Genomic DNA, 26,033 nt, shown 5'->3' on the forward strand with positions numbered 1-26,033 from the left:
GGCTTCGACGACATGCTGATGTGCTCTCCTCAAGACCGTCCAGGAAGAGTATCCCCTGGTAGACGGGCTGTCTCACATCAGCGTGACAGGGAGGGGTCTCGGACGTAGCTGGTTGTCAGAGTGCTGGTGCCTTGGACAACCGGTGGCGATAGGCCCCGGCCGTCCGTGACCTGCTCCGGGCGGTCGGGTTGTCACCCACGCTGAGGACGGGGCGATGAATCTGAGATCACCGCAGTCGGTCCCGCGGCAGCCGGGGAGGTCGCGGCTGCCTGAGTTCGTTGGTACATCAGAGATCCAGAGGATCTTGGATGTCAGTCGGCAGCGCGTCTATCAAATCAGCTGTCAGTGCAATTTTCCTCGGCCAGTGATCGTGCTTGCCTGCGGGCGGATCTGGCTCAAGGCGGACGTGACCGCCTGGATTAGGCACAACCGGTCTGTGGATCTGCCGTGATCGGAGGCCTCTACCTTGATCAGGCCGCACAGGACCGGTTGACGCTCGCGGACGCCAAGCTGAACCAGCATCTGTCAGGCACGCCGGGCGGGCTCTGCACTTCCTGCCTGGAGCCGGAACCGTGCCGCGCTCGTTACGAGGCGCTTGGTGTGTTCGATCAATATGGCGTTCTTCCGCGCCGCCGGCCCGGCGTCGCTGGTTCCTCGGACGTTCGGGGTCACACCTTCGATGGCTTCGCTGAGCCCCAGACCCGCTCGAACGATGCGGTGTGAGTGGCGAACATGCCGTCGTCGCCGTGGCTCTTCAGGTGAAGCACTGGCGCGTGGGCTGCCGGACGGCCGTAGACGTGGGCGTTGACCAGCATCTCGTCGTCAGCACGGCAGAGCGAGTTGTAGAGCACCGTGTCATGCAGCCGCAGCGTGATGCCCGGCTCGGCGGCGAGCGGCTGGAAGTTCACCAGGGCGGTTCGGATGCGGGAGCTCATGCCGGCGCCCACACGCTCCTCGTCACCGCGGCTCGCGATGTGAACACCGTCGGGATCGCCGAGTGCGATACGCACCCGGACACCAACCCGCGCCTTCTCCCGCAGCAGGGTAGGCACGGACGCGTCCTCGGCAAGGAACAGCGCGCTGTACGCCAGCACGTCGATCTCGCCCTGTGTCCGCCTGAGCAGGCGCGCCCACGCGTCCGAGGGCACCGCTGACCGATGCGGGTAGACGATCCGGACCTCGTCGGGCACGGCCGCGGTGGGACGGGGCAGATTCGGCCACAGGGCGTGGGGTTGCCAGCCGGTGAGACCGACCAGGGCGGCGCGATGGCGCGGGTGCGGCATGCGGCCACTGATCCACCGCTGGACGGTCTTCGGGTCAACGCCGAGGCGCGCTGCGACGTCGACATCGGTGAGTCCGGCGCTGCGTAGCGCCCGGATGAGTGGATGGTTCACGCAACGACTCCGATCGCTGGCGAAGGCACCATCGTACCCAAGAAGTCCCTAGACGTCCCTGAGCCGTGGTTCACGGTCGGTGACCGAACCGCGAGAGTGATGTGCAGGAACGCAACGGATAGGGCGGCGATGACCAGACGCGATCATGCAGGTGAGGGTGCGGGACGAGATGCGGCGGACCGTCTGGCGTCGGCGCTGGAGGAGGCCGGCTTCGACGTAGGTCGCGAGTTCCCGGCCCTGCACGATGCGATGGGCCGCCACGGTGCGGCGGTGGTCCGGCTCGGCGATGTCTCTCCCGCCGTCGCGGACCGGCTGTCCGCCGCTCTCACCCACGGGGCCAGCGACGCGGAGCCTCTGGAGGGCGACGCACGAAAGTGACCTTGGTCCGTAGGCGGGCCGTTCCCTTAGTCTGCAATTGTGGATCAGGTGGAGCGTGCCCGTGACCTCACGCGCCGGTTGCTGGCCGAGTCGATCCCGCGCCGCTGGTCGCACAGCCAAGGCGTAGGACGTAAGGCCGAATCAGTGGCGCACCTGGTCGGCGACGACGCGGCCGCGTTGGTGGCCTCGGCCTGGCTTCACGACGTCGGTTACGCGCCCGATCTGGTGAAGACCGGTATGCACCAGCTTGACGGCGCCCGCTACCTGCGGGACGTCGCCAAGGTCGACGACCTTGTGTGCCGGCTGGTGGCCCACCATTCGTGCGCCCACATCGAGGCCCGCAACCGCGGCCTGTCCGACCAGCTCGCGGCCGAGTTTCCACCGGTGGAAGGCTTGCTGTCAGATGCGATCACGTACGCGGACATGACGACCACACCGGACGGCGAGCCCGTTGAGGTGGAGCAGCGCCTCGCTGAGATTCTGTCGCGCTACGGCGCCGGCGACGTCGTCGCGGAGTCGATCCGGGAAGCGAGCCCGTTGATCATCGGATCGGTTCGTCGGGTCTCTGCGTTGCTGGGGACGGGTTAGGACGCGTCGGCACGCGCCAGCGAGCCCTGCTCGTCGCGACTCCAGCGCCGGCCGGCGCTGTCGAGGAATTCAAGCTGAACGGGCTCGGGCTCGACGTATGTGCGCAGCCATTCCGCGGGCGCGGGCCGTTGGACGGTCCGGCTGGGCGGGACAAGGCCGACGAACTCAGAGCCGGCTTCCTCGTCGCCGAGGGCGGGTAGCGGTATTTCCACCTCGTAGATCGGCATGTCACTGGCGTTGTGTATGTGAAACGCCAGTTCCCGGCTGCCGTCGACCTTACGAGTCAATTCGACCCACGCGCTGATGCGTTCCGCTTGGGAACGCTGTTCATCCTCGGCTCTGTCCGCTTCGCGGCGATGCTCTCGGCGGAGGAGAACGAATCCGACGATGAAGGCGCCGACCGTTCCGACTGCCGCGAAGGCATCGGCGCCGGCACCGACCCAGTCGCTATCCAAGGTGCGGGCTATGCGGCGCGGTCAGATAGTGCTCGACTCGCATCCGCATCGAGCGGTCCATCGGCAGGGCACCGATCTCCGCCGGCGGTACCCAGCGCACCTCCGTCGACTCCGAGCTCGGCGTCGGCCGGCCGCCGATCGGGCGTGCGGTGAAGACGACCGAGAACTCCTGTCGGGCCTCGTTGTTGCTGGTGTAGAGGATGACGTGGCGCGGGTCGGTGTAGATGCCGACCAGACCGGTGACCTCGACGTCGATCCCGGTCTCCTCCAAGGTCTCCCGGACCGCCGTGTCCGGCAGCGACTCGCCGAGATCCATGCCACCACCCGGCAGCGCCCAGTTGTCGTTGTCCGAGCGGCGGATCAGCAGGATCTCCCCGTCGTCGTTGACCACGACGGCGTTGGCCGAGGGCACGACGCTATTGGCCTTCGGCGCCTCGGGGTCGTTGAAGAAGTCGATGCGTCGTCCCACGTTCGCCTCACTCCAAGGGTGTCGCGCCGTCCCAGACGCGTTCGAAGCTGTCCAGGTACGTCGTCACCATGCCGCCACCGGCGACCCGGCGCAGATGGAACACCGGGGCCTGCGAGGCTCCGAAGCTGTAGATGTGCGTGTTGACCAGCAGTTGATCATCAGCGCGATAGATCGAGTTGTAGAGCACGGTCCGATGCAACCGGAACTCGATGCCCTCGATCTTGCGTAGAGGCTGGTACAGCACGAGCGCGTTCCGGATCTTGGCCGCCTGGACCTCGTCCAGGCCCTCATCGGCCCCTCGCTGGGCAACGTTCTCGCTGTCAGGGTCACCGAGCAACACGCGCACCCGCACGCCCGCGTCGGCCTTCTGCTGGAAGATCCGGTGGATACCGGCGTCTTCGGACAGGAACAGCCCGCTGTAGACCAGGACCCCGATCTCTTCCTCAGCCCGTTCGAAGACGTTGCGCCACAGGTCGGACGGCACGGTCCACCGGTGTGGGTAGATGTTGATGATCTCGCTCTCGCTGGCGCTCGCGACCTGATCAGCACTCAGCGCGTCCGGCCAGAGATAGACCTCGTCAACACCGAGTTGGGTGGCGACCGCGTACCGGTGACGGCGGTACGGCGTGCGCCCGCTGATCCACCGCTCGACGCTCTTCGGATCGACGTTGAGCGCTTCCGCCAGGCCGACCGGAGTCAACCCACGTTCCAACATCGCGGTGCGTAGTCGCTCGTTCGGCATCGTCATCCCGTCAAGACGTCCCGGCAGCCCGACCACCCTAGCGAGGACGTCCCGAACACGTCCAGCAACGCCCTGACCACGTCCCGTCGCCTTTCCGCACCCTGAGCGCACCAAGCAGAAAGGGCGACCCGACGATGTTCACTGCGATCCTGCTGGTCTGCCTAGCGTTCCTACTCTGGCGATGTCTCACATCGCGACTCTGGCTGTTCGCCCTGGCCGCCGCCTGCGGCTACTTCCTCGCGACCTCACCCGCAGCGCCGGCGATCGGCGTGACACTTCGCGCCCCGGCGCACGTCCTCCAGGCGATAGGCCAATGAAGCCACATACAGCAATCGCCGAGGCTCAGCCTCGGCGATTCGTAGTCTTACTGTGTGTCCGAGGGGGGACTTGAACCCCCACGCCCGATAAAGGGCACTAGCACCTCAAGCTAGCGCGTCTGCCATTCCGCCACCCGGACCTGCTCGAATAATTTAGCAAGCCCCTCAACCCACCCTCACGCAGGGTCGTACAACTCCACCATCGCCCGCGCGCTCTCCCTCATCAACCCGCGCAGCTCGGCCGGCTCCAGCACCTCGACGTCCGCGCCCAGCCGCAGGAGCTCGGGATGCGCGTGCTTCACCGACTCGATCGGCAGCGTCACGGTGGTCCAGCCGTCCGGGTCCGGTGGGCCCAGCGCCGCGAACACTCCGCGGTTCATCGCTCGGCTCATCAGGTACGGGATTCGGTCCAGCGCCGTCGGGCTGAGCCGCACGACCGCCTCCGCGCGGTGCAGCCGGCGTTCGAAATCGGTCGCCCACTCGGACCATGTCGCTGCCAGGTCGAAGTCGGCGGGGCGCTCGAAGGTCTCCTCCAGCACCTCCAGCGACAGGATCGTCGAGACCCGATATGTCCGGATCGAGGATGACACCTGGGCCACGAAGTACCAGACCCCGGCCTTGAGGACGATCCCCAGCGGCTCGATCGTGCGGGTGACCTCGTGCGGCGCGCGCCACCGCCGGTACACCATCCGGGCCCGCCTCCGCTCCCACACGGCACGGGCAAGAGCGGACAGGTGGGGGTGCGTCTCGGTCTCCCGGAACCAGCCGGCCGGATCCAGGTGGAACCGGTCCTTGATCTCGTCGACGCTGCGACTGAGCCGCGCCGGCAACGCGGCCCGCAACTTCAGCTCGGCGGTGGTCAGCACCGCGCCGAGGCCCAGCTCGGCGGCGGCGGACGGCACGCCGGCCAGGAAGATCGAACCGGCTTCCTGCGGCGTCAGCCCGGTCAGGCGTGTCCGATAACCATCAACGAGCTGATAGCCGCCGCCGGCTCCCATCTCGGCATAGACCGGGACGCCGGCCTCGCCGAGGGCTTCGATGTCCCGGTACACGGTCCGCACCGAAACGCCCAGCTCGTCCGCCAGTTGCTGCGCGGTGAGCCGGCCGCGATCCTGCAGCAGGAGGACTACTGACAACAACCGGCTGGCACGCATGCCCGAAGACTGCCACAGATGACTGACAGAAGATGTCAGCCATGCCTCGGCAGACTTCCCCTCGAACCGGAGAAGGGAAGAACAAAACATGGCACTGGCCCGATACGTCGGCGTCTCACTCGATTCCGACGACCCGCAGGCGCTCGCCGATTTCTACAGCAGACTGCTCGACGCCGAGATTTCGTACTCCAGCGAGGATTTCGTCTTCATCCAATCGGCGAACCTGGGCTTCACCAAGGTCGACAAGCATGTCGCGCCCACCTGGCCCAGCCCTGACGTGCCGAAACAGTCCCACCTCGAACTCAGCGTCGACGACCTCGACAGCGGCGAGGCGGCCATTGTCGCGCTCGGCGCCACCAAACCCGAATTCCAGCCCGAGCCCGACCGGTGGCGGGTCCTTCTCGATCCCGCAGGTCACCCTTTCTGCATTTCAGCTTCCATTTAGTACGCGCAATAACAAGTCCCCGAGAGTCGACGCGACCGCGCTGCCAACGCATTGCCGCAGCGCGGCCGCCGGGACACGGCGGCGGGTCACCCCCTTGGCCGTCACACTGACCGAAACAGATCACTGTGGCGATCGTCCGGCGCCGGCCACCGCTCACCCCTGGTGGCGTGCCTCGAACCGGTGACCCGGGTGCGGTGCTCAAGGCGTACCCAATCGGTTCGCGGTCTGGGTGAAGGCCCTGATCACCCGCTCGGCGTGACCGGCGTCGTGTGCCGCGGTCAGGGTGACCCGCAGCATCGCGCGGGTGGTGGCGGGCGGGCCGACCAGGTTGACCACCACGCCGGCGTCGCAGAGCCCGGCCCAGAACGCGCCCGCCGTGGCCATGTCCGGAAATGACACCGGCACGATCGGGGTGGTCGACGGCCGGGTGTCGAAGCCGATCGCGCGCAGGCCGTCGTGCAGCAGGCGGGCCAGCTCGTGCAGGCGTTCCCGGCGGTGCGGCTCGGCGATCAGCACGTCCAGGGCGGCGAGCGTGGCGGCCGCCGAGGCGGGTGGAAGACCCGCGGAGAAGACGAGCGCGCGGGCGTTGTAGCGCAACCGGCGAACGTTGGCGGCCGGCCCGGCGATCACGCCGCCGGTCGAGCCGAGCGCCTTGGAGAACGTCGCCGTGATCAGGTCGGCCCGATCCTCCAGGCCTGTCGCCTCGTGCAGCCCGGCGCCGCGCTGACCGAGAACGCCCAGGTCGTGGGCGCTGTCCACGATGAGCTTCGCGCCGTACTCGTCGGCCAGCTCGCGCAGACCGCGCAGCGGCGCCACGTCGCCCTCCATCGAGAAGACGCCGTCGGTGACGATCAGCCGCCCGCCGGGCTCCGTCGCCGCGTCCAGCCGCCGCCGCAGATGCCCGAGGTCGGCGTGCCGGTACGAGCGGACCGTCCCGCCGCCGAGCCGCAGCCCGTCGATCAGCGAGGCGTGATTGCGGGCGTCACTGAACGCCACGTCACCGGGTCCCATCGCCGCGGCCAGCGCGAGGTTCGCCTGGAAACCCGTGGTCGCCACGGCGGCGGCCTCCTGCCCGAGGAACGCCGCCATCCGCTCCTCCAGGCGTTCGTGCAGGTCGATCGTGCCGTTGAGGGGCCGCGACCCGCTCACCGACGCGCCGTAACGGGCCAGCGCCTCGGCCGCCGCCTCGATCACCCGCGGGTGCCGGGACAGCCCGAGGTAGTCGTTGGAGCCGGCCAGGACGACCTCCCGGCCGCCGATGATCGCGTACCCGTCCGCGGTCCAGCCCTCGACCGCGCGGAAGTAGGCGTCGACGCCGTGAGCACGCAGAACCGCCTCGGCGTCCTGCAGCCCACCCATGGCAAAGGGATCGATGACCATCCACTAGAGATACCAGGCGACGGCCGACTGTCCGATTTGGATCAGAGCCGGTCGGATGCTGCGCCCGCCCGGCGACATCGAACAACGCTGCTCAATGGGCAAAAAAGATGTTCACTGACTCGTATCTTGTGGGAGTCGATCTTCCTCGATTACTTTCTCGTCGATCTCAACGGGAGCATCGGGGGAACCTGTGTTGTCGACGCATGAGCGTGCGGAAATCTTCAGCCGGTGGAACGCCGGTCGGCGGCTGGCCGTGGTGCGGCAGGCCTGCCTGGTCGTGGTGATGTTGTTGCTGGTCACGCTCGCGGACCTGCCGCGACGGGCCGTCGCGGCCCCGCCCGCGCAGCAGGCCCCGGCGGCCAAGCCGGCCTGCCCGGACAGCCGCGAGGACGTCGTCTCGGCGGCGATCGCGGCGAAGCTCTGCGGCGCGCGGGTGGAGGCGATCGGCCGGCGCACCGAGACGACGCAGGTGTTCGCCAACCCGGACGGCACGATCACCGAGGACCGGGCGACGGCGCCGGTTCGGGTGAAGAACGGCGACAAGTGGGACGACGTCGACCTCACCCTGATCCGCGACGCGGACGGCTCGGTGGTGCCGCGGGTGCACGCCCGCGACCTGAAGCTCAGCGGCCCGCAGACCGGCGCCGGCGAGCACGAGGTGGTCTCCCTGGGCGAGGGTGAGCAGCGGACCAGCGTCTCCTGGAAGGGCCCGCTGCCGGAGCCGGTGCTGGACGGCCGGACCGCGACGTACCCGGACGTGCTGCCCGGCGTGGACATCGTGGTCAAGGCCCAGATGACCGGGTACGAGCAGTACTTCGTCGCCAAGGACCGGGCGGCGCTGCGCCGGATCACCAAGCTGACGCTGCCGATGAGCACCGGCAAGCTGACCGCGTCCCCGGACGCCGCCGGCGGCCTGACGTTCAAGGACGGCAAGGGCCGCGCGGTCGGCCGGGCGCAGGCCCCGGAGATGTGGGACGCCGAGGTGGCCCCGCTCGCGCAGGAGCACGTCAACCGGGCCCCGGTCGGGCTGCGCACGGTGAAGAAGAGCGCCGGCAAGGCGACCATGGAGCTCACCGCCGATCCCGATTTCGTGGAACGCGACGACCTGCGGTTCCCGGTGACGATCGACCCGCCGGCGTCGCTGCCTGTCGCGTTCGACGCGTTCGTGCAGAACAGCTACTCCAGCGACCAGTCCGGCGCCACCGAGCTGAAGCTCGGCCACGTGGTCGACGGCGGCTCCTACACGGCCCGCTCCTACCTGCGGTTCAACTCCAGCGGGCTGGCGGGCTCGCGGATCGTCTCGGCGAAGCTGCGGCTCTGGGAGACCCACTCGTGGTCCTGCACCGCTGTCTCCTGGGAGGCGTGGCGCACCGACTACGTGGACGCCAGCGTCCGGTGGACCGCGCAGCCGGCCGCGCGGGAGAAGGTCGGCACGTCGACCGAGACCAAGGGGTACAGCTCGTCCTGCGCCGACGGCTACGTCTACATCGAGATCGGCAAGGCGCTGCAGGTCTCCGCGGACAACAGCTGGGCCACCGCGAACCTGATGCTGCGCGCCACCACCGAGACCGACACCCGCAGCTGGAAGAAGTTCGACTCGTCCGAGGCCGTGCACCCGCCGGTCGTGACGATCACCTACAACGCCGCGCCGGCCGTGCCGAGCGCCCTCGCGGTGGCGCCGTGCTACTCGGCCTGCGGCGCGGGCGCGGCCACCACCGCGCTGCGGCCGACGCTGTCGGCGAAGCTCGCGGACAGCAACGCCGGGCAGGCCCTGCGCGCCGAGTTCGAGCTGCGTAACAAGGCGACCGCCGCGGTCGTGGCCACCTCCGGTGTGCTGAGCGGCAGCTGGACCAACGGCTCGACCGCGAGCTGGCAGGTCGGCGTCAACCTGGCCAACGCCACCACCTATCAGTGGCGGGTACGCGCCAAGGACCCGTACAACGACGGGGCCTGGAGCGGCTGGAGCGACCTCACCGTCGACACCGACAAGCCGCTGGTCCCGTTCGTCGCGGCGACCATCTACAAGAACGACGGCCAGCCGCACGGTGGCGCCGGGCAGTCCGACACGTTCACGTTCACCCCGGCGTCCGGCACCGCCGACCTGGCCGCGTTCGTGTACAAGCTGGACACCGACGCGTCCGCGACGACCGTGGCGGCGACCGGCGTCAAGACCGTCACGCTCAGCCCGCGCGACGGGCAGCGCACGCTGACCGTGCAGGCCAAGGACCGGGCCGGCAACCTGTCCGCGGCGAACGTCTACACGTTCTCCGCCGGTAACGCCGCCCTGGCCCAGCCGCTGCCCGGCGCCACCGTGGTGAAGCGCACGAAGCTGCAGATCACCACCCCGGTGACCGGGTACACCCGGGCCTACTTCGAGTACCGGCGCGGCCCCGGCGCGGTGACGCTGCCGATCCCGTCGGCGAACCTCACCTCGGCCACCGGCGCCCCGATCACCGCGACGGCCGCCTCGCCTGTCGCTTTCTCGGCCCTCGGCGGCCACGCGATCTGGAACGCCGCCGACACGCTCGGCGCGGTCGGTGGCGTGGTCGAGGTCCGGGCCCGGATCTACACCGCCACCGCGACCGCGCCGGTCTACGACACCGCCTGGGTACGCGTCACCGTCGACTCCGGCGGCGACGGCGGCGCCACCGAGGACATCGGCCCCGGTGAGGTCAACCTGCTCACCGGTGACCTGGGACTCGACTCGACCGACGCGGACGAACTGGACCTGTCGGCCGGTCGCACGGCGTCCTCGCGTACCCCGGCCGGCGGTTACGTGCCGATGCCGGAGAAGCTGACCGCCAACCAGCAGCAGGTCTCGACGGACTTGACCGGTTTCACCGTTCCGGCCACCTCGACCGCGGTCCGCTCGACGGCTCGCGGCCAGGGTGACGTCACCCCGGTCGACTCCATCGAGATCACTCCGGCGGCGACCGGCACCAGCAACGACACCTACGTGGCGCTCGGCGGCGACACCGGCGCGATGCGCCTGGGCATGCAGCCGGGCAAGACGTACCGGATCACCGGCTGGATCTACGTGCCGGCCGCCACCGGCCTGGCCCCGGCGCACATCAACAACGGTCTGCGGATCGTGGCCTGGCACCGGACCGGCACGGCTGCCTACGTGCCGGTGCCGTCGCCGATGGCCGCCTACACCGAGGGCTGGCAGGAGCTGTCGGTCGACATGACCATCCCGGCCGGCGCCACCGAGGCCCTGGTCCGGCTCTACAACGGCAACGCCGCCGCCAGCGGTAAGAAGGTGTACTGGGACAACATCTCGGTCACCGAGATCGTCGCGCCGTTCGGCCCGTCCTGGAACGGCGGCGCCACCGGTGGCGCCGCGGACACCGACTACACCACGCTGACGTTCCCGTCGCCGTCGGTGGCGCGGCTCAACACCATCGGCGGAAGCTGGCTGACCTTCTCCCGTAACGCCGACGGTGTCAGCTACACCCCGCAGCCCGGCAGCGAGGACCTGACTCTGACCAAGCCGGATGCGACGACGTTCCGGCTCACCGAACTCGACGGCACGGTCGCCCAGTTCAAGCAGCAGGGCGGCGTCTGGACGGTCACCTCGACGTGGACCGCCGAGGACGACTCGACCACCAAGTACGTCTACGACACCAGCGGTGGCCGGCTGCTGCTCAAGAAGGTGATCAACCCGGTGGAACCGGGCGTCGACGACACGTTCGGCTGCGCCGGCAGCACCCTGCCGCGCGGCTGCGAGGTTCTGGAGTACGTCTACGCGACCGCCACCAGCGCCGGGTTGAGCCAGACCGTGTTCGGCGACTACACCGACCGCGTCTCGGCTGTGAAGATCTGGAACTGGGATCCCGCCGCCGGGACCGTGAACGGCGTCGAGGTCGCCAAGTACGCCTACGACAACCTCGGCCGTCTCCGCGAGGTCTGGGATCCCCGCGTCACGCCGGCGCTGAAGACCAGCTACGAGTACGACGGCGCGAACCGGGTGACCAAGGCGACCCCGCCGGGCGAGCTGCCGTGGATGTTCGACTACGCCAATCCCGACGTCGACACGGCCGCGCTGCGCTGGAACCTCGACGGCAACGGCACCGACAGCTCGGGCGCTGGGCGCAACGGCACGGCAACCGGCGTGAGCTGGGGTGAGGGCAACGACCCGAAGAACCCCGGTGACCGCGCGGCGGTGTTTACCGGCGCCACCACCACGCAGATCACCGCGGCCGGCACGCCGCTGTCCAACACCGCCTCCTACACGGTCGCGGCGTGGGCCCGCATCACCGACACCAGCGTCAACCGGACCGTCGTGTCCAAGGACGGCGCCAGCACCAGCGGCTTCTTCCTCAACTACGTCGCGGCCGACAACAAGTGGGCGTTCTCCCGGGTGACCGCGGACAACGAGAGCGCCACCCCGATCCGCGCCACCTCCAACGTGCCGCCCACGGTCGGGCAGTGGACGCACCTGGCCGGCGTCTACGACACCGCCAGCGGGAAGATGAAGCTGTACGTCAACGGCGTCCTGCAGAACACCACGGCCGCCACCGGTGGCTGGAACGCCGGCGGCAACTACGTGGTCGGCCGTGCCAAGTGGGCCGGCGCGAACGCCAACGCCTTCGCCGGCAGCATCGACGACGTCCGGATCTACGGCGCGGCGCTGACCGACGCGCAGGTCGCCGACCTGGCCGGCGACGAGAACACCGGTCGGCTGATCCGGGTCCGCCGGGCTGCCCTCAAGCAGGGCAGCACCACCGAGACCGACGGGGAGGTCTCCACCCACCTGGTTTACAACGTGCCACTGACCAGGAGCGCGGGCGGTCCGTACGACATGAACGCGGCAGCGATCGGCGCCTGGGGCCAGACCGACCTGCCGACCGACGCCACCGCGATCTTCGGCCCGGAGAACGTCCCGTCCCGCAGCAGCGCCACGGCGGCGAGCCCGGGCGTGAACGGCTACCCGTGGGCGAACGTGCACTACCTCAACGCCAACGGTCAGGAGGTGAACACCGCGACCCCGGGCGGTGACATCGACACCAGCGAGTTCGACAGGTTCGGCAATGTGGTGCGCAGCCTCGAGGCCTCCAACCGGACCCTGGCCCTGGGCACCCTGCCCGGCGCTGACACGATGCTGGCCGAGCTCGGCCTGCTGGACTCGGACAGCGCCTCCCGGGCACAGGCGCTGTCCACGGTCAACCGGTACAGCACCGACGGTCTGGATCTGCTCGACACCGTGAGCCCGACCATGACGATGGTGCTCGAGCAGCCGCTCGCCGACCCCGACGACGCGGGACCGCTGGAGGCGATCAGCGCCGGGCAGACCGTGATCGGCCGGGCCAAGCAGATCAACACCTATGACGAGGGCAAGCCGGACGGGGCGAACTATCACCTCGTCACGACCGAGACCGACGGCGCGGTGATCGACGGGTACCCGCTGGCCGACGTACGGGTCTCGAAGAACTACTACGACGCCGAGAAGGGCGGCACCTCGGGCTGGAAGCTCAAGGAACCCACCAAGGTCGTCGCGGACGCCGTCACCGGTGGCGCGCAGTTGACCGCGTACGCCGTCTTCAACGCCCGCGGCCAGGTGCTCAAGTCACAGGGCATCGGCTCCAGCGGCGAGGACGCCCGCGCCACCGAGACGATCTACTACACGGCCGGTGCGAACAGCGCCGACGATGAGTGCGGCAACCGGCCGGAGTGGGCCGGCGAGGTGTGCGTGGTCCGGGCCGCCGGTGCGATCACCGGTGCCGACGCGGATCGGATGGCGACGCAGCTGCCGGTGCGCCGGGTGATCGCCTTCAACCGGTTCGGCGACGAACTGGAGGTGGAGGAGACCGCAGCCGGGCAGGCCCGCAGGACGGTGACCGAGTACGACGCGGCCACCCGTGTCACCAGCACCCGGATCACCTCCGACCAGGGCGCGCCGGTCCCGGCGGTCACCACGGCGTACGACCCGGCCAGCGGTGACGTGACCACCACGACCATGGACGGCGCCACCATCACGCGCGAGTACGACCGGCTCGGGCGGCTCGCCGCGTACACCGACGCCGACGGCGCCCGCACGGTCAACGAGTTCGACAGGTTCGGCAAGTCCGTCAAGGTCAGCGACCCGACCGGGTTCTCGACCTTCGCGTATGACCGCACCCAGGACCCGCGGGGCCAGCTGACCAGCGTGACCGACAGCGTGGCCGGCACGTTCACCACGAAGTACTCGCCGGACGGCCAGCTCACCGAGCTGAAGTACCCGGGCGGGCTGACCCGGGTCGACAAGCTCGACGCGAACCTGCAGCCGGTCGAGCGCACCTACACCCGCGACGCCGACGGGGCGGTGATCTACTCGGAGTCGGTCGTGGAGAACTCGGCCGGACAGTGGATCAACCACAAGTACACCGGCGGGAACAAGACCTACGGGTACGACCGGATGGGTCGTCTCGTCAAGGCGCAGCAGGACAGCGACATCACCGCCGGCTGCGTGACCCGCGCCTACGACTACGACGACCGCACCAACCGCACCGGCAAGCAGACCTACGACCCGGATGCCGAAGGACTGTGCAACACCGACGGCGCCGAGTCGGCCACCACGCACACCTACGACACGGCGGACCGGATCACCGACGCCGGATACGAGTACGACGCCTTCGGGCGCACCACGAAGATGCCCGGCGGGCTCACCAACAGCTACTACGCCAACGACCTGATCCAGCGCCAGCAGCTCGACGACTCCCGGCAGACCTGGACCCTCGACCCGGCACACCGGTTCCGCGGGTTCACCACCGAGACCAGCGTCGACGGCGCCTGGACCAACTCCACGTCCAAGCTCAACCACTACGGTGACGACTCCGACGAGCCGCGCTGGACGGTCGAGGACACCACGCTCGGCACGATCACCCGTAACGTCTCCGGGCCCGACGGTGATCTGGCGGCCACCACCAGCGGCGACGGCCAGGTGACCCTGCAGCTGACCAACCTGCACGGGGACATCGCGGTCACGATCGACGCCGCGCTGACCGAGCCGCAGCTGTACGACTACGACGAGTTCGGCGCACCGATGGACGGCCAGGCCGGTCAGCGGTACGGCTGGCTCGGTGGCAAGCAGCGCTCGGGCGAGGCCATCGGCGGCGTCATCCTGATGGGTGTCCGTCTGTACTCGCCGGCCATCGGCCGGTTCCTGCAGACCGACCCGATCGACGGCGGCAACGCCACGGCCTACGACTACTGCGCCGGGGACCCGGTCAACTGCACCGACCTCGACGGCCAGTTCGGCTGGGGGTCGATCAAGCGAGGCCTGTCCAAGGTCGCCAAGGTCGCGTCGTACGCCTCCATGATCCCCGGACCGATCGGCACCATCGCCGGCGTGGTCTCCGCCGTCTCCTACGCCGCCACCGGCAACTGGCGGGAGGCCGCCTGGGCGGCGGCCGGAGCGGCAGCCGCCGTGGTCGGCGCCGGAGCTGCGGTGAAGGGTGTCCGCTGGGCGGTCAAGGGAGCGCGGGCCGCCAAACGGGCACGCTGCAACTCGTTCACCGGCGACACCCCGGTCCTGATGGCCGACGGCAGCTATCTGCCGATCGCCGACGTCCGCGTCGGCGACCTGGTCATGGCGGTCGACCCGGCCACCGGCGCGACGTTCGCGAAACCGGTTCTGGCGACGTTCGTCGGTGAGGGCACGAAACACCTGGTCGAACTGGAGTTCGGTGACGCCGGGACGCTGACGGCCACGGGCGAGCACCCGGTGTGGCTGGAGGGGCGCGGGTGGATCGACGCGGAGGACGTACGAGCCGGCGACCTGGTCCGCACGGCCGAGGGCGTCACCCATCCGGTGCGTGCGGTCCGGGACCGGGGCTGGCTCGCCGGCCAGCTCGTCTTCAACCTCAACGTCGGCGACGTGCACACCTTTGTCGTCTCGGCCGGTGGCATCGACGTCCTGGTCCACAACGCCAGTTGCAACCTGCCCAAGAAATTCATCAGGGCACCCCGGAAGCGCGGCGTGTACGTCATCAAGTACTCCAACGGCAAAACCTATGTGGGTAAGAGCCGCAACATTCACCGGCGGATGCACCAGCACAACAAGAAAGGAAAGCTCAAGAACGCGACGAGCGTCCGCTACCACATTCGTAACAAGGGCAGCCTGAAGAAGCTGGAGCAGGGCGTACTGAACCGGCACTGGCACGCCCGCGGCCGCCCGACCGCGTGGAAGAGCATCTTCACGAACCTCATCCGGGCGTCGCGAAAGTACTCCCATTTCTAGAAACATCGACTGATAAGGTGGCGCGCATGCGTCTGGAGGTTCGCGAACGGGACGGTTTCCGGCTCCTCAATCTGGGGGCGGAGGGCTGGACCGACGAAGCCGCCGAACGATATGCCGCCGACCGCTGCGACGGCGTCGGCCTGACACCGACCCGCACCTTCGCCGACCTGGAGTTCCTGCGCTCGCTGCCAGGACTCCGGTCGGTGTCGGCCGGCGCCGCGAAGATCAAGGATCCGTCCGCGCTGTTCGACATCGCCGGCCTGGAGGAACTCGGTATCGGATTGAATGTCCGCGATCTGCGAGGGTTGTCCAAGTTGACCCGGCTGCGCATCCTCGCGGTGCCGTACCGCAAAGGGTTCGAGGGCGTCGCCGAGTTGACCGGGCTGGAAACGCTGCAGGTTGAGGAATGGCCGAAAGACGTCGACCTGACCGTCCTCGGACCCAAACCGGAACTGCGCCGGATGTGGCTCGACATGAAACGCACGGCGCAGGTCTCCGGCTCCTGGTTCCCGATGGCGCCGGCGCTGACCGAGCTCAGCCTCTATTCCGGAAAGCTCGTCGACTCGCGCGCGCTCGGCGAGCTGGAGCACCTGCAGCAACTCAGCATCGTCAACACCACGGTGGACGACCCGGCTTTCGTCGCCGCGCTGCCCGGGCTGCGATCCCTGGAGCTGGAGAACATCGATTAAATGACGGCTCCCGAGGACGAGATCTCCGGCATCCGGCGGAAACGGCTCAAGAAGCAGTACGTGGAGCAGGAGCGGCAGCGCGAGCGAGCGACGATCGCGCTGACCGACGACGAGCTGGAGGCGCTGCTGGACCACCTCGACGACCGGCTCGGGGCCGAGGGCTGCGACCACTCGCACCGGATCGCCCGGCAGTGGCTCGCCGAGAACGGCAAGGACGAGCGGGTGCTGGCCGGGTTCGAGGAGCTCGGCGGCTACTGCGACTGCGAGATCCTGGCCAACGTGGACCTGGACCGGTTCGAGGGCTGAGCGGCGAGCACGACCCGCGCCTTCCGGCCCCTCGACCCGGGGCCGGAAGGCGGGATCAGGTGTGGCCGCCGCCAGCAGCACACCGGCGGCGGCCAGGGAGCCCGACGGTCAGATGTCGAATTCGACGCCCTGTGCGAGCGGCAGCGAGCCGGAGAAGTTGATCGTGTTGGTGGCCCGCCGCATGTAGGCGCGCCACGCGTCGGAACCGGACTCGCGGCCGCCGCCGGTCTCCTTCTCGCCGCCGAACGCGCCGCCGATCTCCGCCCCCGACGTGCCGATGTTGACGTTCGCGATGCCGCAGTCCGAGCCGTCCGGCCCGAGGAACCGCTCCGCCTCGGTCAGTGAACCGGTGAAGATGCTCGACGACAGGCCCTGCGGCACGTCGTTGTTGAGCGCGATCGCCTCGTCGAGGGTCCGGTAGGGGAGCACGTACAGGATCGGGGCGAACGTCTCCTGCCGGACGATCGGGGTCTGCTCGCTCATCCGTACCAGAGCGGGCTCGACGTAGAACGCACCCGGCGCCTCCTCCGCCAGCCGGCGCCCGCCGCCGGCGATGATCTCCCCACCCTGCTGCCGCGCCGCCAGCAGAGCGTCCTGCATCGATGTGTACGCCGACTCCGAGATCAGTGGCCCGACCAGGGTGTCCGCTTCCAGGGGCGAACCGATCGGCAGCTTGGCGTAGGCGTCAGCGACCCGATCGATCAGGGAAGCGACGACGCTCTCGTGGGCGATCACCCGGCGCAGCGTGGTGCACCGCTGGCCCGCCGTGCCGGCCGCCGCGAAGACGATCCCGCGGGTGGTCAGGTCCAGATCCGCCGACGGCGTCACGATCGCCGCGTTGTTGCCGCCGAGCTCCAGCAGCGACCTGCCGAACCGGTCCGCCACGCGCGGGCCGACCGCCCGTCCCATCCGGGTCGAGCCGGTCGCGCTGAGCAGGGCGATCCCCGGGCTGCCGACAAGCGCCTCGCCGACGTCCGGTCCGCCGATCAGCACCTGGCTGAGGTGGGCCGGAGCGCCGGTCTCGGTGATCGCCCGGTCCAGCAGCGCGGCCGAGGCGAGCGCGCTCAGCGGCGCCAGCTCGGACGGTTTCCACACCACCGGGTCACCGCAGACCAGCGCGATCGCGGTGTTCCACGACCAGACCGCCACCGGGAAGTTGAACGCGCTGATCACCCCGACCACGCCGAGCGGATGCCACGTCTCCATCAGCCGGTGGCCGGGCCGTTCCGAGCTGATCGTGCGACCGTAGAGCTGCCGGGACAGCCCGACCGCGAACTCGCAGATGTCGATCATTTCCTGGACCTCGCCGAGCGCCTCCGACCGGATCTTCCCGACCTCCAGGCTGACGAGCGTCGCCAAATCCTGCTGATGCTCCCGGAGCAGCTCCCCGAACCGCCGCACGAGAGCTCCGCGTTCCGGCGCCGGCACGGTGCGCCACTGCCGGAAGGCCGCATCGGCCCGCGCGACAGCGGCCTCACCATCAAGAGCCGATTGCCACCGTACGTGGTGAAGCAACTCCCCATTGACCGGCGAGTGAACCGCACGGTCCCCACCGGCATGGATCCAGTCCACCCCGCACCGCTCGGCGGCGTCCCGGGCGCGACGGCGAAGGTCCTCGGCTGACGGCAGACTGCTCACGCTGATTGCCTCCTAGACGATGTTCAGTTCCGGTCGTACTCCCGCAGCGGCGAACCGGGCGACGCTCAGCGGCTCGACGTCGACGAACGGTGTCCGGCGCAGGTACAGGTCCCGCATCACCTCGCCGACGGCCGGCCCCATCAGGAAGCCGTGCCCGGAGAACCCGGTGGCGTACAGGAAATTGCCCTCCCGCCCGATCAGGGCGTTGTGGTCCGGGGTGTTCTCGTAGAGGCCCGCCCAGCCGCTCGCGATGCCGACGCCGGCCAGCTCCGGGGCGCGCCGCTCGATCGCCGCGCCCAGCCGCGGCAGCCAGGCGTCGTCGCGGTCCAGTTTGAAGCCCGGCGTCTCGTCCGGATCGGACATCCCGAGGAGCAGGCCGCGCCCCTCGCCGTGGAAGTAGAACGTGCTGCCGAAGTCGATGGTGAACGGGGTGAGCGGATCGAGGTCCGGCATCGGCGCGGTGGTCAGGATCTGCCGCCGCAGCGGCGTCACCGGCAGGTCCACGCCGGCCCACGCCCCGACCTCGGCGGACCAGGGACCGGCCGTGCAGACCACCGCCGGGGCGCTGATCGGGCCGCGCTCCGACCGTACCGTGAAGGTCTGATCGTCCTTGATCTCCAACCCGGTGACGGCACAGTGCGGGATCAGGGTCGCGCCGAACCGGCGGGCCGCGGTGGCGTAACCGAGCACCACCGACTCGGGCGTGCAATGACCGTCGGTGGGGGAGTAGACCGCGGCGATCAGCCCCTCCGTGGAGATCAGCGGGGAGAGGCTGTGCGCCTCCGCCGCGGTGATCATCCGAGACGGGATGCCCAGGTCGTTCTGCAGGGCGACGTTCGCCTCGAACGCCCGGACGTCATCCGGATCATCGAGCAGGAAGAGGTAACCCACCCGCTGGAAGTCGATCTCCTGACCGAAACGGTTCGGGAAATCGGCGAACGTCTCCAGGCTGCGGGCGCCGAGCGCGATGTTCACCGGATCGGAGAACTGGGCGCGCACACCCCCCGCGGCCCGACACGTCGACCCGGACCCGAACGCGTTCCGGTCCAGCACGACGACGTCACGGACACCGGCGCGCGCGAGGTGGTAGGCGGTGCTCAATCCCATGACCCCACCGCCGATGATCACGACGGAGGCGGACGAGGGCGGGGTGGCAGTGGGCATCACGGTCCTCCAGCGGGGCTTCGGAAGGATCGAGAGAGCTTTCTCCAGATCCTGATGCCCAACGGGTGGATATATCAAGGACTACGGAAATCCACTGGATCGAGACCGCATCGACCGCCACCGGGTGACCACTCACTCCCGCACGTCGGCCGGCCCGGTGGTGGTCGGCAGGCCGGCCGCGAGCCACGCCTCGACGCCGCCGGCCAGATCGGTGGCCCGGTGCAGGCCGATCGCCTGCAGGCCGGCCGCCGCCAGGCTGGAGCTGTAACCCTGGCGGCACACCACGACGATGAGCCTGTCGTAACCGGTGGCCTCCGGGATGCGGCTCGCCGACCGCGGATCGAGCCGCCACTCCAGCACGGTGCGGTCGATGACTATCGCGCCCGGAAGCTCGCCCTGCCGTGCCCGCTGCCGGTCGGTCCGGGTGTCGATCAGCAGGGCCCCGGCCGCCACCGCCGCCCGGGTCTCGTGCGGGTCGAGGCGGCGCAGCCCGGCCCGGGCATGTTCCAGCAGCGCGTCCACCCCACCGGTCGTCGTCATGCCCCGATCATGCCCGAACGGCCGGCTCGAAGCCGACTATCCGGTCGTGGCGCGGCAGAGGGAGAGCAACGCCTGGGTCTGCGCCGGGGCATCGACTTCGGCGCGGGCGAAGCGCAGGCTCTCCACCAATTGATTATCAAGCCTCATGTCCACGGCACGCCCGCCGATGAGGGTCAGGATGCGCGCCTACTTCCTGCTCTTCGCGGCCGCCGCCATGATCGCCTACGCGGTCGCCGGCGACGGCCGCCCGGTCGTGCAGCTGATCATCGTGGCGACGCCGCTCGCGACGTTCCTCTATGCGCTGGCCTCCCGCCGGCTGCCGCACCAGCGACCGTGGGCGATCGCGGTGGGCGGCCTGATCGTGCTGCTCGTCGGGCAGTTGTCGTGGCCGGGCTGGCTCGACGAGCACGTCGGCCGAGCCGGCGGAACCCCCGCCGAACTCACCCTCTCCGCCGCGCACGGTCTGTTCCTGATGGGTACGGCCATGGCGTTGCGCCGCCGCCTCGCCTCCGACGTGGGTGGCCTGGTCGACGCCGCCCTGCTGGGACTCTGCGCCGGCGGGCCGCTCTGGGTGTGGGGCGTCCAGCCGCACCTGGAATCGGACACCTCGTCGCTGGGCGAGCTGCTCCTGATGGTGGACGTGTTCGCGATCTGCGGCGTGATCGGCTGCCTGGTCCGGATGGGCGCGGCCCGGGGTCCCGGCCGGGGCACGATCGTCTACCTGCTGCTCACTGCGGTGCTGACACTTGCCGGGCTCGCGGCCGGACGTCCCGAGCCGTTGCTGCTCGCGTTCCTGACGATCGGCGCGGCCCCGATCCAGCCGCTCGCCGCCTCGGTCACCGAGCCCGTTTCCGCCTCGGTCACCGATCCTGTTTCCGGCCGGGTGACGCTTCGCTGGCTGGCCGTCGCGCTCTGCGTGAACCCGCTGCTCACGGTCGTGCAGATCATGCGTGGGGACCAGTCCGCGAGCCTCATGCTGGCGGTCGGCACGCTGCTGGTGATCCCGCTCGTGCTGCTGCGCTTCCACCGGCTCTCGGTACAGCGAGAGCACGCCGAACGTACCCTCGCTCATCAGGCCTCGCACGACGAGCTGACCGGCCTGCGCAACCGCCGGCACATGATGGTCGCGATCGACGACGCGCTGCGCGGCCCGGACGGGGCGACGGTCCTGCTCTGTGACCTGGACGGCTTCAAGCCGATCAACGACCGGTTCGGTCACGCGGCCGGCGACGAGGCGCTGACGGTGGTGGCGGCCCGGCTGACCGCGGTGACCCGGGAGAACGACGTCGTGGGACGTCTCGGCGGCGACGAGTTCCTGGTGGTCTGCCCGAGTTCGGACGCCGGCGATCTGGCCGCGCGGATCGAGGAGACGCTGCGCCTGCCGATGGCCCTGTCCGCAGGGGTGATCACGATCGGGGCGACGGTGGGCGCGGCCAGTGTGCCGGCCGGGTCCGGGCTGGGCCGGGAGGCCGTGGTGGCGCGGGCGGATGCCGCGATGTACGCCAGGAAGGCGCCCCGGCGTGCTGGATCATCGCGTGTCTTGACGGCCATGTCAGACACGCCGCAACACTGACACCACCTTGCCGAGGATCGTCGCGCGGTCGCCGTCGATCACGTCGTAGGCCGGGTTCCGCGGCTCCAGCAGCACGTGCCCGCGGGTGCGCCGGAACACCTTCACTGTCGCCTCCTCGTCGATCATCGCGGCCACGATGTCACCGTTGTAGGCGTCCGGCTGCTGCCGTACCACCACGATGTCGCCGTCGCAGATCGCCGCGTCGATCATGGAGTCGCCCTGGACGCGCAGGCTGAACAGGGTGCCTCTGCCGACCAAGTCGCGGGGGAGGTTGAGCACCTCGTCGGCGTCCGGCTCGGCTTCGGCGAGGATGGGGGAGCCGGCCGCGATGGTGCCGAGGAGGGGGACGCCGACGGTGTTGCCCTTTTCCGACTTTTCCGAAATGTCGCCCAGGAACATCCGGACGTCGATCGGCCTGGTCATGCTCCTGCCGCGCGTCAGGTAGCCGTGCTCCTCGAGCAGCCGCAGGTGCCGGCTCACCGTGGACGGCGACAACCGGACCGCCTCGCCGAGTTCCCGGGTGGACGGCGGATACCCGTACCGCACCGCCCACTCCTGGATGACGGTCAAGATTTTGCGCTGCCGCTCACTGAGCAGGGAGGTGTCGAGGTGCACCCGCCGATCTTGCCTTATCGGCAGGCTCGCGCTCGCCGCGGCTCGCTGGGGTCACCGGGTTCGCCGGCCTCGCCGGGTTCGCCGGGTTCGTTCTCCGGGGTCGGTGCTGGTATCGAGAGCACACGGGGACGGCCACCGCCGGGGCGTTGGCGGTGGCCGTCCGTCTGTATCCGAATTCAGGACTTGAACGCGTCCTTGATCTTCTCGCCGGCGTCCTTGACCTTGTCGCCGGCCTGCTTGACCTTCGACTGGCTCTGGTCAGCGCGGCCCTCGGCCTCCAGCTGCTCGTCGTCGGTCGCCCGGCCGACGCCCTCCTTGACCTTGCCGCCGATCTCTTCGGCCTTGTGGTCCACCTTGTCGTCGAACGCCATCGGGAGCCTCCTCAGTCGAGTCGCTACAACTCCGGGATACCCGCCCCAGCCATCTTGAACCAGCCCTCACCGAACGAGGCCCCGCCCTCGCCGCCCCGCCCTCGCCGCCCCCGGCCACGCCGCCCCGGCCACGCCGCCCCGGCCACGCCGCCCCGGCCTCGCCGTCCCCTCGCCTCGCCCGCGTGGCCCGGCGTCGTCTGGCTCCGCGTCCCGCCTGCGATCTTGGCGAGTTGCGGTGGCACGGGACGTGTCAGCGGCACGGGACGGCCAACTTGCCAAGATCGGGTCGACTGGCGGTGCATTGCCGGCCGAGCCGTAGTCAGGACAGGTCAACGAGCCGTATTCCCTGCGCTGGCTACGGCTCGGGTAGGCGAGCCGTAGGGCGCGCATGCCTCCGGGCTCGGATTCCATGCGCCAGCTACGGCTCGCGGGTTCGAGCCGTAGCTGGAACAGGTCAACGGGCCTGATTCCCTGCGTGAGCTACGGCTCGGCTCCGGCGTGCGCGGATCTTGGCAAGTCAGGGGGCCGCCGAGGGCTGCGACCGGTGCACCACCCTTGGGAAAGCCGCCCACCGCGTGAAACGGTGCAGTCAACTATCCAAGATCACGTCCTGCGCACACCCCCGAGTCCTGCGCACGCCCCGCGCCCGCGCCTGCGCCCGCACCCGCGCCCGCCCCGAAGCCCCGCGCCCCGTGCCCGCCCCGCGCCCCGTGCCCGCCCCGCGCCCCGTGCCCGCCCCGCGCTCCGTGGCCGCCCCGCGCCCCGCGCCCTGCGTGCGATCTTGGCGGCTTTGGCGGCCACGGGGCGGCCACGGGCGGCCACGGGGCGGCCACGGGGCGGGCGAAACTCGCCCAGATCGCGGCGTTTCGGGGGCGCGGCTTGGTGAGATCGCCTTTGGCGTGGCGCGGCACGCCACCGGTGATCAGTAGCGGTCAGGGCGTGGCGGACAGGCGCTCGCGGCGGCCGTGCGAGAGGGCGCTGTGGTGGTCGTCGCCCGGGTGGCTGTCCGGGTCGACGTGGACCGTTGCGCCGGTCAACCTGGGTACGCGGTGGGTGAGCTGGTGCTCGGCGTCCGCGGCGATCTCGTGGGCGGCTATCAGGCTGAGCTGGGCGTCGACGACGATGCCGGCCTCGGCGTGCAGGTGGTGACCGATCCAGCGCAGCCGCAGGCCGGACACCCCGCGGATGCCGGTGATCGACTGCAGCTCGCGTTCAGCCTGGTCGACGAGGGTCGGATCGACTCGGTCCATGAGCCGGTGGTAGACCTCGCGGGCCGCGTCCTTGAGGACGAGGACGATCGCGGCGGTGATCGCCAGGCCGACGACCGGGTCGGCCCAGTCCCAGCCCAGCCAGGCGCCGCCGGCCGCGAGCACCACGGCGAGGGAGGTGAATCCGTCGGTGCGGGCGTGCAGGCCGTCGGCGACCAGGGCGGCGGAGCCGATGCGGCGGCCGACCGTGATCCGGTAGCGGGCGACGACCTCGTTGCCGGCGAAACCGACCAGCCCGGCGGCGGCGACCCAGGGGAGGTGCGTGACGGTACGTGGATCGAGCAGCCGGTCCACGGCGAAGTAGGCGGAAGTCACCGCGGACGCGGCGATCACGGCGACGATGAGGACACCGGCCAGGTCTTCGGCACGACCGTACCCATAGGTGTATGCCCTGGTGGCGGCTCGCCGCCCCAGCCAGAACGCGATCGCCAGGGGCACGGCGGTGAGCGCGTCGGCGACGTTGTGCACGGTGTCGCCGAGCAGCGCGACCGAGCCGGAGAACGCGACGATCAGCGCCTGCAGCGCGGCGGTGACGCCGAGGCCGGCCAGCGAGATCCACAGCGCGCGAAGGCCGTCCCGGGACGACTCCAGAGCGTTGTCGACCTTGTCGGCGGTGTCGTGCGAGTGCGGCGTCAGCAGATGCCGCAGCCGGTGCCCGTGCGAGTCGCCGTGCCCGTGCAAGTTGCCGTGCCCGTGCGAGTTGCCGTGCCCGTGCGAGTCGCCGTGCTCGTGGTGATGTTCCCGATGGGCCACGGCACACACGATAGGCCTTCACCCGTGTGTGCGACAACGTTGCAAACGCCAATGACCTGCAGAAACGTCAACCTGGCGATACCCCGTCACCGGCCTTGACGGTCAGCAGCGTCACCTGGAGACGCGTGAAAGCGTCCGTCTCGGCGATCGTGTAGCGCTTGCCGACGTACCTGCGCGCCTCGGCCGGAAGCCTGCTCAGCGGACCGCGGACCGGGTTCGCCTCGACCAGCCAGAATCGGTCGACGCCGTCGAGCCCGGCGGCCGGGTCGGCGGCCAGTTCGTGGTCCCACCACCAGGTGCCGTCGCGGGTCACCTGGCTGTACACCTCGCCCGGGTCCGCGCCGGGCAGGCGGCTGAACTCGTAGGAGAACCCCCGGTGCAACCGCGCGTAACCGGTGTAGGCGACGCGGTCCCCGGGCTGGAGCCGCCCGTTGAGCCAGCGGGCGGCGTCCCGCCACGCGAGCTCGTCCTCGACGGCGTTCGACCGTACGAAACGATGGTTGGGGAGGCCCGCCGCGACGAGCACGAGCGCGGCGCAGACGCCCGCCGCGACGAGCGCGCGCCGGGTGGTGAAGATCCGGCGCAGCGCCCACGCCGCCGCCAGCAGCCACGCGGGGACGGTGAACAGGAAGTAGCGGTGATAGAAGAGGCCGAGCGCATCGAAGCTCAGGTAGGCGAGCACCGGCGGCAGCAGCGTCCAGAGCAGCAGGGCGGTCGCCGCGGTCCTGTTGCTCGGGAACAGAAGCCCGATTCCGATCAGTCCCGGGATCAGCACGAGCGCGGCCACCGGGCCACTGACGAACACCTCACCGGGGAACGCGCGCAGGACTTCCCAGGTCGGCTCGTCGATCCAGCCGATCTGTCCGCTCTGACGCCGGCTGATCAGGATGACCGGCGCGAGCACGACGAGCGCGGCGGCGACCGATACGGCCCACCCGATCCGGACCCGCCGATCGGCTCGGGCGCGCGTGATCACCAGGGCCAGGTGCGCGGCCAGCACGCTCAGCGACACGAGGTGGCCGAGTCCGATCCAGATCACAGAGAGGCCGTAGAACGCCCACCGTTGCGGCGACGGCCGGTCCTGCGCGCGGAGCAGTAGCAGGGTGGCGGCGAGCGTCGCGGCGAGGGCCATCGCATACGGCCGGGCCTCGCCGCCGTATCGGGAGACGGCCGGCAGCAGCGCGAAGAGAAGACCCGCCAGCAGACCGGTCGGCACGTCCAGCAGCCGCCTTCCGACCAGCGCCAGCAGCCCGGCCGCCAACCCCATCAAAATTGCTGAGGGTACGCGCATAGCGATCTCCGAGTTACCGAAGAGCGCGATCCAGACGTGCATGAACAGGTAGTACGGCAGCAGCACCACGTCGACCTGTTCGACCAGCCGGCGCAGGTCACCGAGCGGAAGAGCGCTCGCCCACCACGTCGCCTGTTCGTCCCGCCAGAACTGCCGCTGACCGATGCCGACCAGACAGACGGCGAGCGTGAGCACCGCCGGAGCGGCAGCGAATCGAAGGCGTACCAGGGAAGGTTTTTCGATGTTCAAGGCTCTCGCCAGCTCCGGCTCGCTCGGGGTTCGCCG

Annotated in this window: 20 protein-coding genes and 1 tRNA gene; 7 read left to right on the forward strand and 14 right to left on the reverse strand. The window is 69.8% G+C overall.

The features are described from left to right. Positions 1 to 668 precede the first annotated feature (668 nt). Positions 669 to 1,394, reverse strand: coding sequence for an XRE family transcriptional regulator (locus AB0F72_RS35745; protein ID WP_360441272.1), 726 nt, complete (start codon positions 1,392 to 1,394; stop codon positions 669 to 671). A 129-nt stretch (positions 1,395 to 1,523) separates the two neighbouring features. On the opposite strand from AB0F72_RS35745, the gene AB0F72_RS35750 reads away from it, so the two are divergent. After that, positions 1,524 to 1,772, forward strand: a complete 249-nt coding sequence (locus tag AB0F72_RS35750) for a hypothetical protein (RefSeq protein WP_360441275.1) — start codon at positions 1,524 to 1,526, stop codon at positions 1,770 to 1,772. A gap of 39 nt (positions 1,773 to 1,811) precedes the next feature. After that, positions 1,812 to 2,360 (forward strand): HD domain-containing protein, encoded by a 549-nt coding sequence (locus AB0F72_RS35755; RefSeq protein ID WP_360441278.1) that lies wholly within the window; start codon positions 1,812 to 1,814, stop codon positions 2,358 to 2,360. On the opposite strand, the gene AB0F72_RS35760 is transcribed toward AB0F72_RS35755, so the two are convergent. From AB0F72_RS35760 to AB0F72_RS35780, 5 genes are all read right to left on the reverse strand, one after another. Next, the gene (locus AB0F72_RS35760; RefSeq protein WP_360441281.1) at positions 2,357 to 2,815 is read right to left on the reverse strand and encodes a hypothetical protein; all 459 of its coding nucleotides are present in this window, start codon (positions 2,813 to 2,815) and stop codon (positions 2,357 to 2,359) included. The genes AB0F72_RS35755 and AB0F72_RS35760 overlap by 4 nt on opposite strands. Continuing rightward, complete coding sequence (locus AB0F72_RS35765) at positions 2,808 to 3,284, reverse strand: NUDIX domain-containing protein (protein ID WP_360441284.1); 477 nt, start codon at positions 3,282 to 3,284, stop codon at positions 2,808 to 2,810. Before AB0F72_RS35765 ends, AB0F72_RS35760 begins: the two co-directional genes overlap by 8 nt. 7 nt (positions 3,285 to 3,291) lie before the next feature. Next, complete coding sequence (locus AB0F72_RS35770; protein ID WP_360441287.1) at positions 3,292 to 4,032, reverse strand: helix-turn-helix transcriptional regulator; 741 nt, start codon at positions 4,030 to 4,032, stop codon at positions 3,292 to 3,294. Between the two features lie 366 nt (positions 4,033 to 4,398). Further along, positions 4,399 to 4,483, reverse strand: a tRNA-Leu gene (locus AB0F72_RS35775). Positions 4,484 to 4,519: 36 nt separating this feature from the next. Beyond that, entirely contained in the window at positions 4,520 to 5,497 is a 978-nt protein-coding gene (locus AB0F72_RS35780; protein ID WP_360441290.1) for a WYL domain-containing protein, read from the reverse strand. 88 nt (positions 5,498 to 5,585) lie between these two features. On the opposite strand from AB0F72_RS35780, the gene AB0F72_RS35785 reads away from it, so the two are divergent. Continuing rightward, entirely contained in the window at positions 5,586 to 5,942 is a 357-nt protein-coding gene (locus tag AB0F72_RS35785) for a VOC family protein (RefSeq protein ID WP_360441293.1), read from the forward strand. 198 nt (positions 5,943 to 6,140) lie between these two features. Here AB0F72_RS35785 and AB0F72_RS35790 read toward each other — a convergent pair whose 3' ends face one another. After that, positions 6,141 to 7,322, reverse strand: a complete 1,182-nt coding sequence (locus AB0F72_RS35790) for a pyridoxal phosphate-dependent aminotransferase family protein (RefSeq protein WP_360441296.1) — start codon at positions 7,320 to 7,322, stop codon at positions 6,141 to 6,143. Positions 7,323 to 7,515: 193 nt separating this feature from the next. Between AB0F72_RS35790 and AB0F72_RS35795 the strand changes: the two genes are divergently transcribed. From AB0F72_RS35795 to AB0F72_RS35805, 3 genes are read left to right on the forward strand one after another with little or no spacing between them, the layout of a single operon-like run. Continuing rightward, on the forward strand, positions 7,516 to 15,540 hold the full coding sequence (locus tag AB0F72_RS35795) for a LamG-like jellyroll fold domain-containing protein (RefSeq protein ID WP_360441299.1): 8,025 nt from the start codon (positions 7,516 to 7,518) through the stop codon (positions 15,538 to 15,540). Positions 15,541 to 15,566: 26 nt separating this feature from the next. After that, entirely contained in the window at positions 15,567 to 16,229 is a 663-nt protein-coding gene (locus tag AB0F72_RS35800) for a hypothetical protein (protein ID WP_360441302.1), read from the forward strand. Beyond that, the gene (locus AB0F72_RS35805; RefSeq protein WP_360441305.1) at positions 16,230 to 16,535 is read left to right on the forward strand and encodes a DUF2695 domain-containing protein; all 306 of its coding nucleotides are present in this window, start codon (positions 16,230 to 16,232) and stop codon (positions 16,533 to 16,535) included. A gap of 108 nt (positions 16,536 to 16,643) precedes the next feature. Here the strand turns inward: AB0F72_RS35805 and AB0F72_RS35810 are convergent, their stop codons facing one another. The 3 genes from AB0F72_RS35810 to AB0F72_RS35820 all read right to left on the reverse strand — a co-directional run bounded on the left by AB0F72_RS35810 (position 16,644) and on the right by AB0F72_RS35820 (position 19,877). Beyond that, entirely contained in the window at positions 16,644 to 18,173 is a 1,530-nt protein-coding gene (locus AB0F72_RS35810; RefSeq protein ID WP_360441308.1) for an aldehyde dehydrogenase family protein, read from the reverse strand. 12 nt (positions 18,174 to 18,185) lie between these two features. Next, the gene (locus AB0F72_RS35815) at positions 18,186 to 19,337 is read right to left on the reverse strand and encodes an FAD-binding oxidoreductase (RefSeq protein WP_360441311.1); all 1,152 of its coding nucleotides are present in this window, start codon (positions 19,335 to 19,337) and stop codon (positions 18,186 to 18,188) included. 132 nt (positions 19,338 to 19,469) lie between these two features. After that, positions 19,470 to 19,877 (reverse strand): rhodanese-like domain-containing protein, encoded by a 408-nt coding sequence (locus tag AB0F72_RS35820; protein ID WP_360441314.1) that lies wholly within the window; start codon positions 19,875 to 19,877, stop codon positions 19,470 to 19,472. Positions 19,878 to 20,022: 145 nt separating this feature from the next. Here AB0F72_RS35820 and AB0F72_RS35825 point away from each other — a divergent pair, with 145 nt between their 5' ends. Continuing rightward, positions 20,023 to 21,450, forward strand: coding sequence for a GGDEF domain-containing protein (locus AB0F72_RS35825; protein WP_360441318.1), 1,428 nt, complete (start codon positions 20,023 to 20,025; stop codon positions 21,448 to 21,450). On the opposite strand, the gene lexA is transcribed toward AB0F72_RS35825, so the two are convergent. The 4 genes from lexA to AB0F72_RS35845 form a co-directional block, all read right to left on the reverse strand. Beyond that, complete coding sequence (gene lexA, locus AB0F72_RS35830; RefSeq protein WP_360441321.1) at positions 21,430 to 22,065, reverse strand: transcriptional repressor LexA; 636 nt, start codon at positions 22,063 to 22,065, stop codon at positions 21,430 to 21,432. The two genes, AB0F72_RS35825 and lexA, sit on opposite strands and share 21 nt — an antisense overlap. Positions 22,066 to 22,241: 176 nt before the next feature. Continuing rightward, on the reverse strand, positions 22,242 to 22,436 hold the full coding sequence (locus AB0F72_RS35835) for a CsbD family protein (RefSeq protein WP_360441324.1): 195 nt from the start codon (positions 22,434 to 22,436) through the stop codon (positions 22,242 to 22,244). 932 nt (positions 22,437 to 23,368) lie between these two features. Further along, positions 23,369 to 24,385, reverse strand: a complete 1,017-nt coding sequence (locus AB0F72_RS35840) for a cation diffusion facilitator family transporter (protein WP_360441455.1) — start codon at positions 24,383 to 24,385, stop codon at positions 23,369 to 23,371. A gap of 139 nt (positions 24,386 to 24,524) precedes the next feature. Further along, a complete protein-coding gene (locus AB0F72_RS35845) occupies positions 24,525 to 25,997 on the reverse strand; it encodes a glycosyltransferase family 39 protein (RefSeq protein ID WP_360441327.1) in 1,473 nt (490 codons plus the stop codon). Positions 25,998 to 26,033: the final 36 nt, after the last annotated feature.

Origin of the sequence: Actinoplanes sp. NPDC023936 (assembly GCF_040639325.1) — a bacterium.
GTDB lineage: Bacteria > Actinomycetota > Actinomycetes > Mycobacteriales > Micromonosporaceae > Actinoplanes.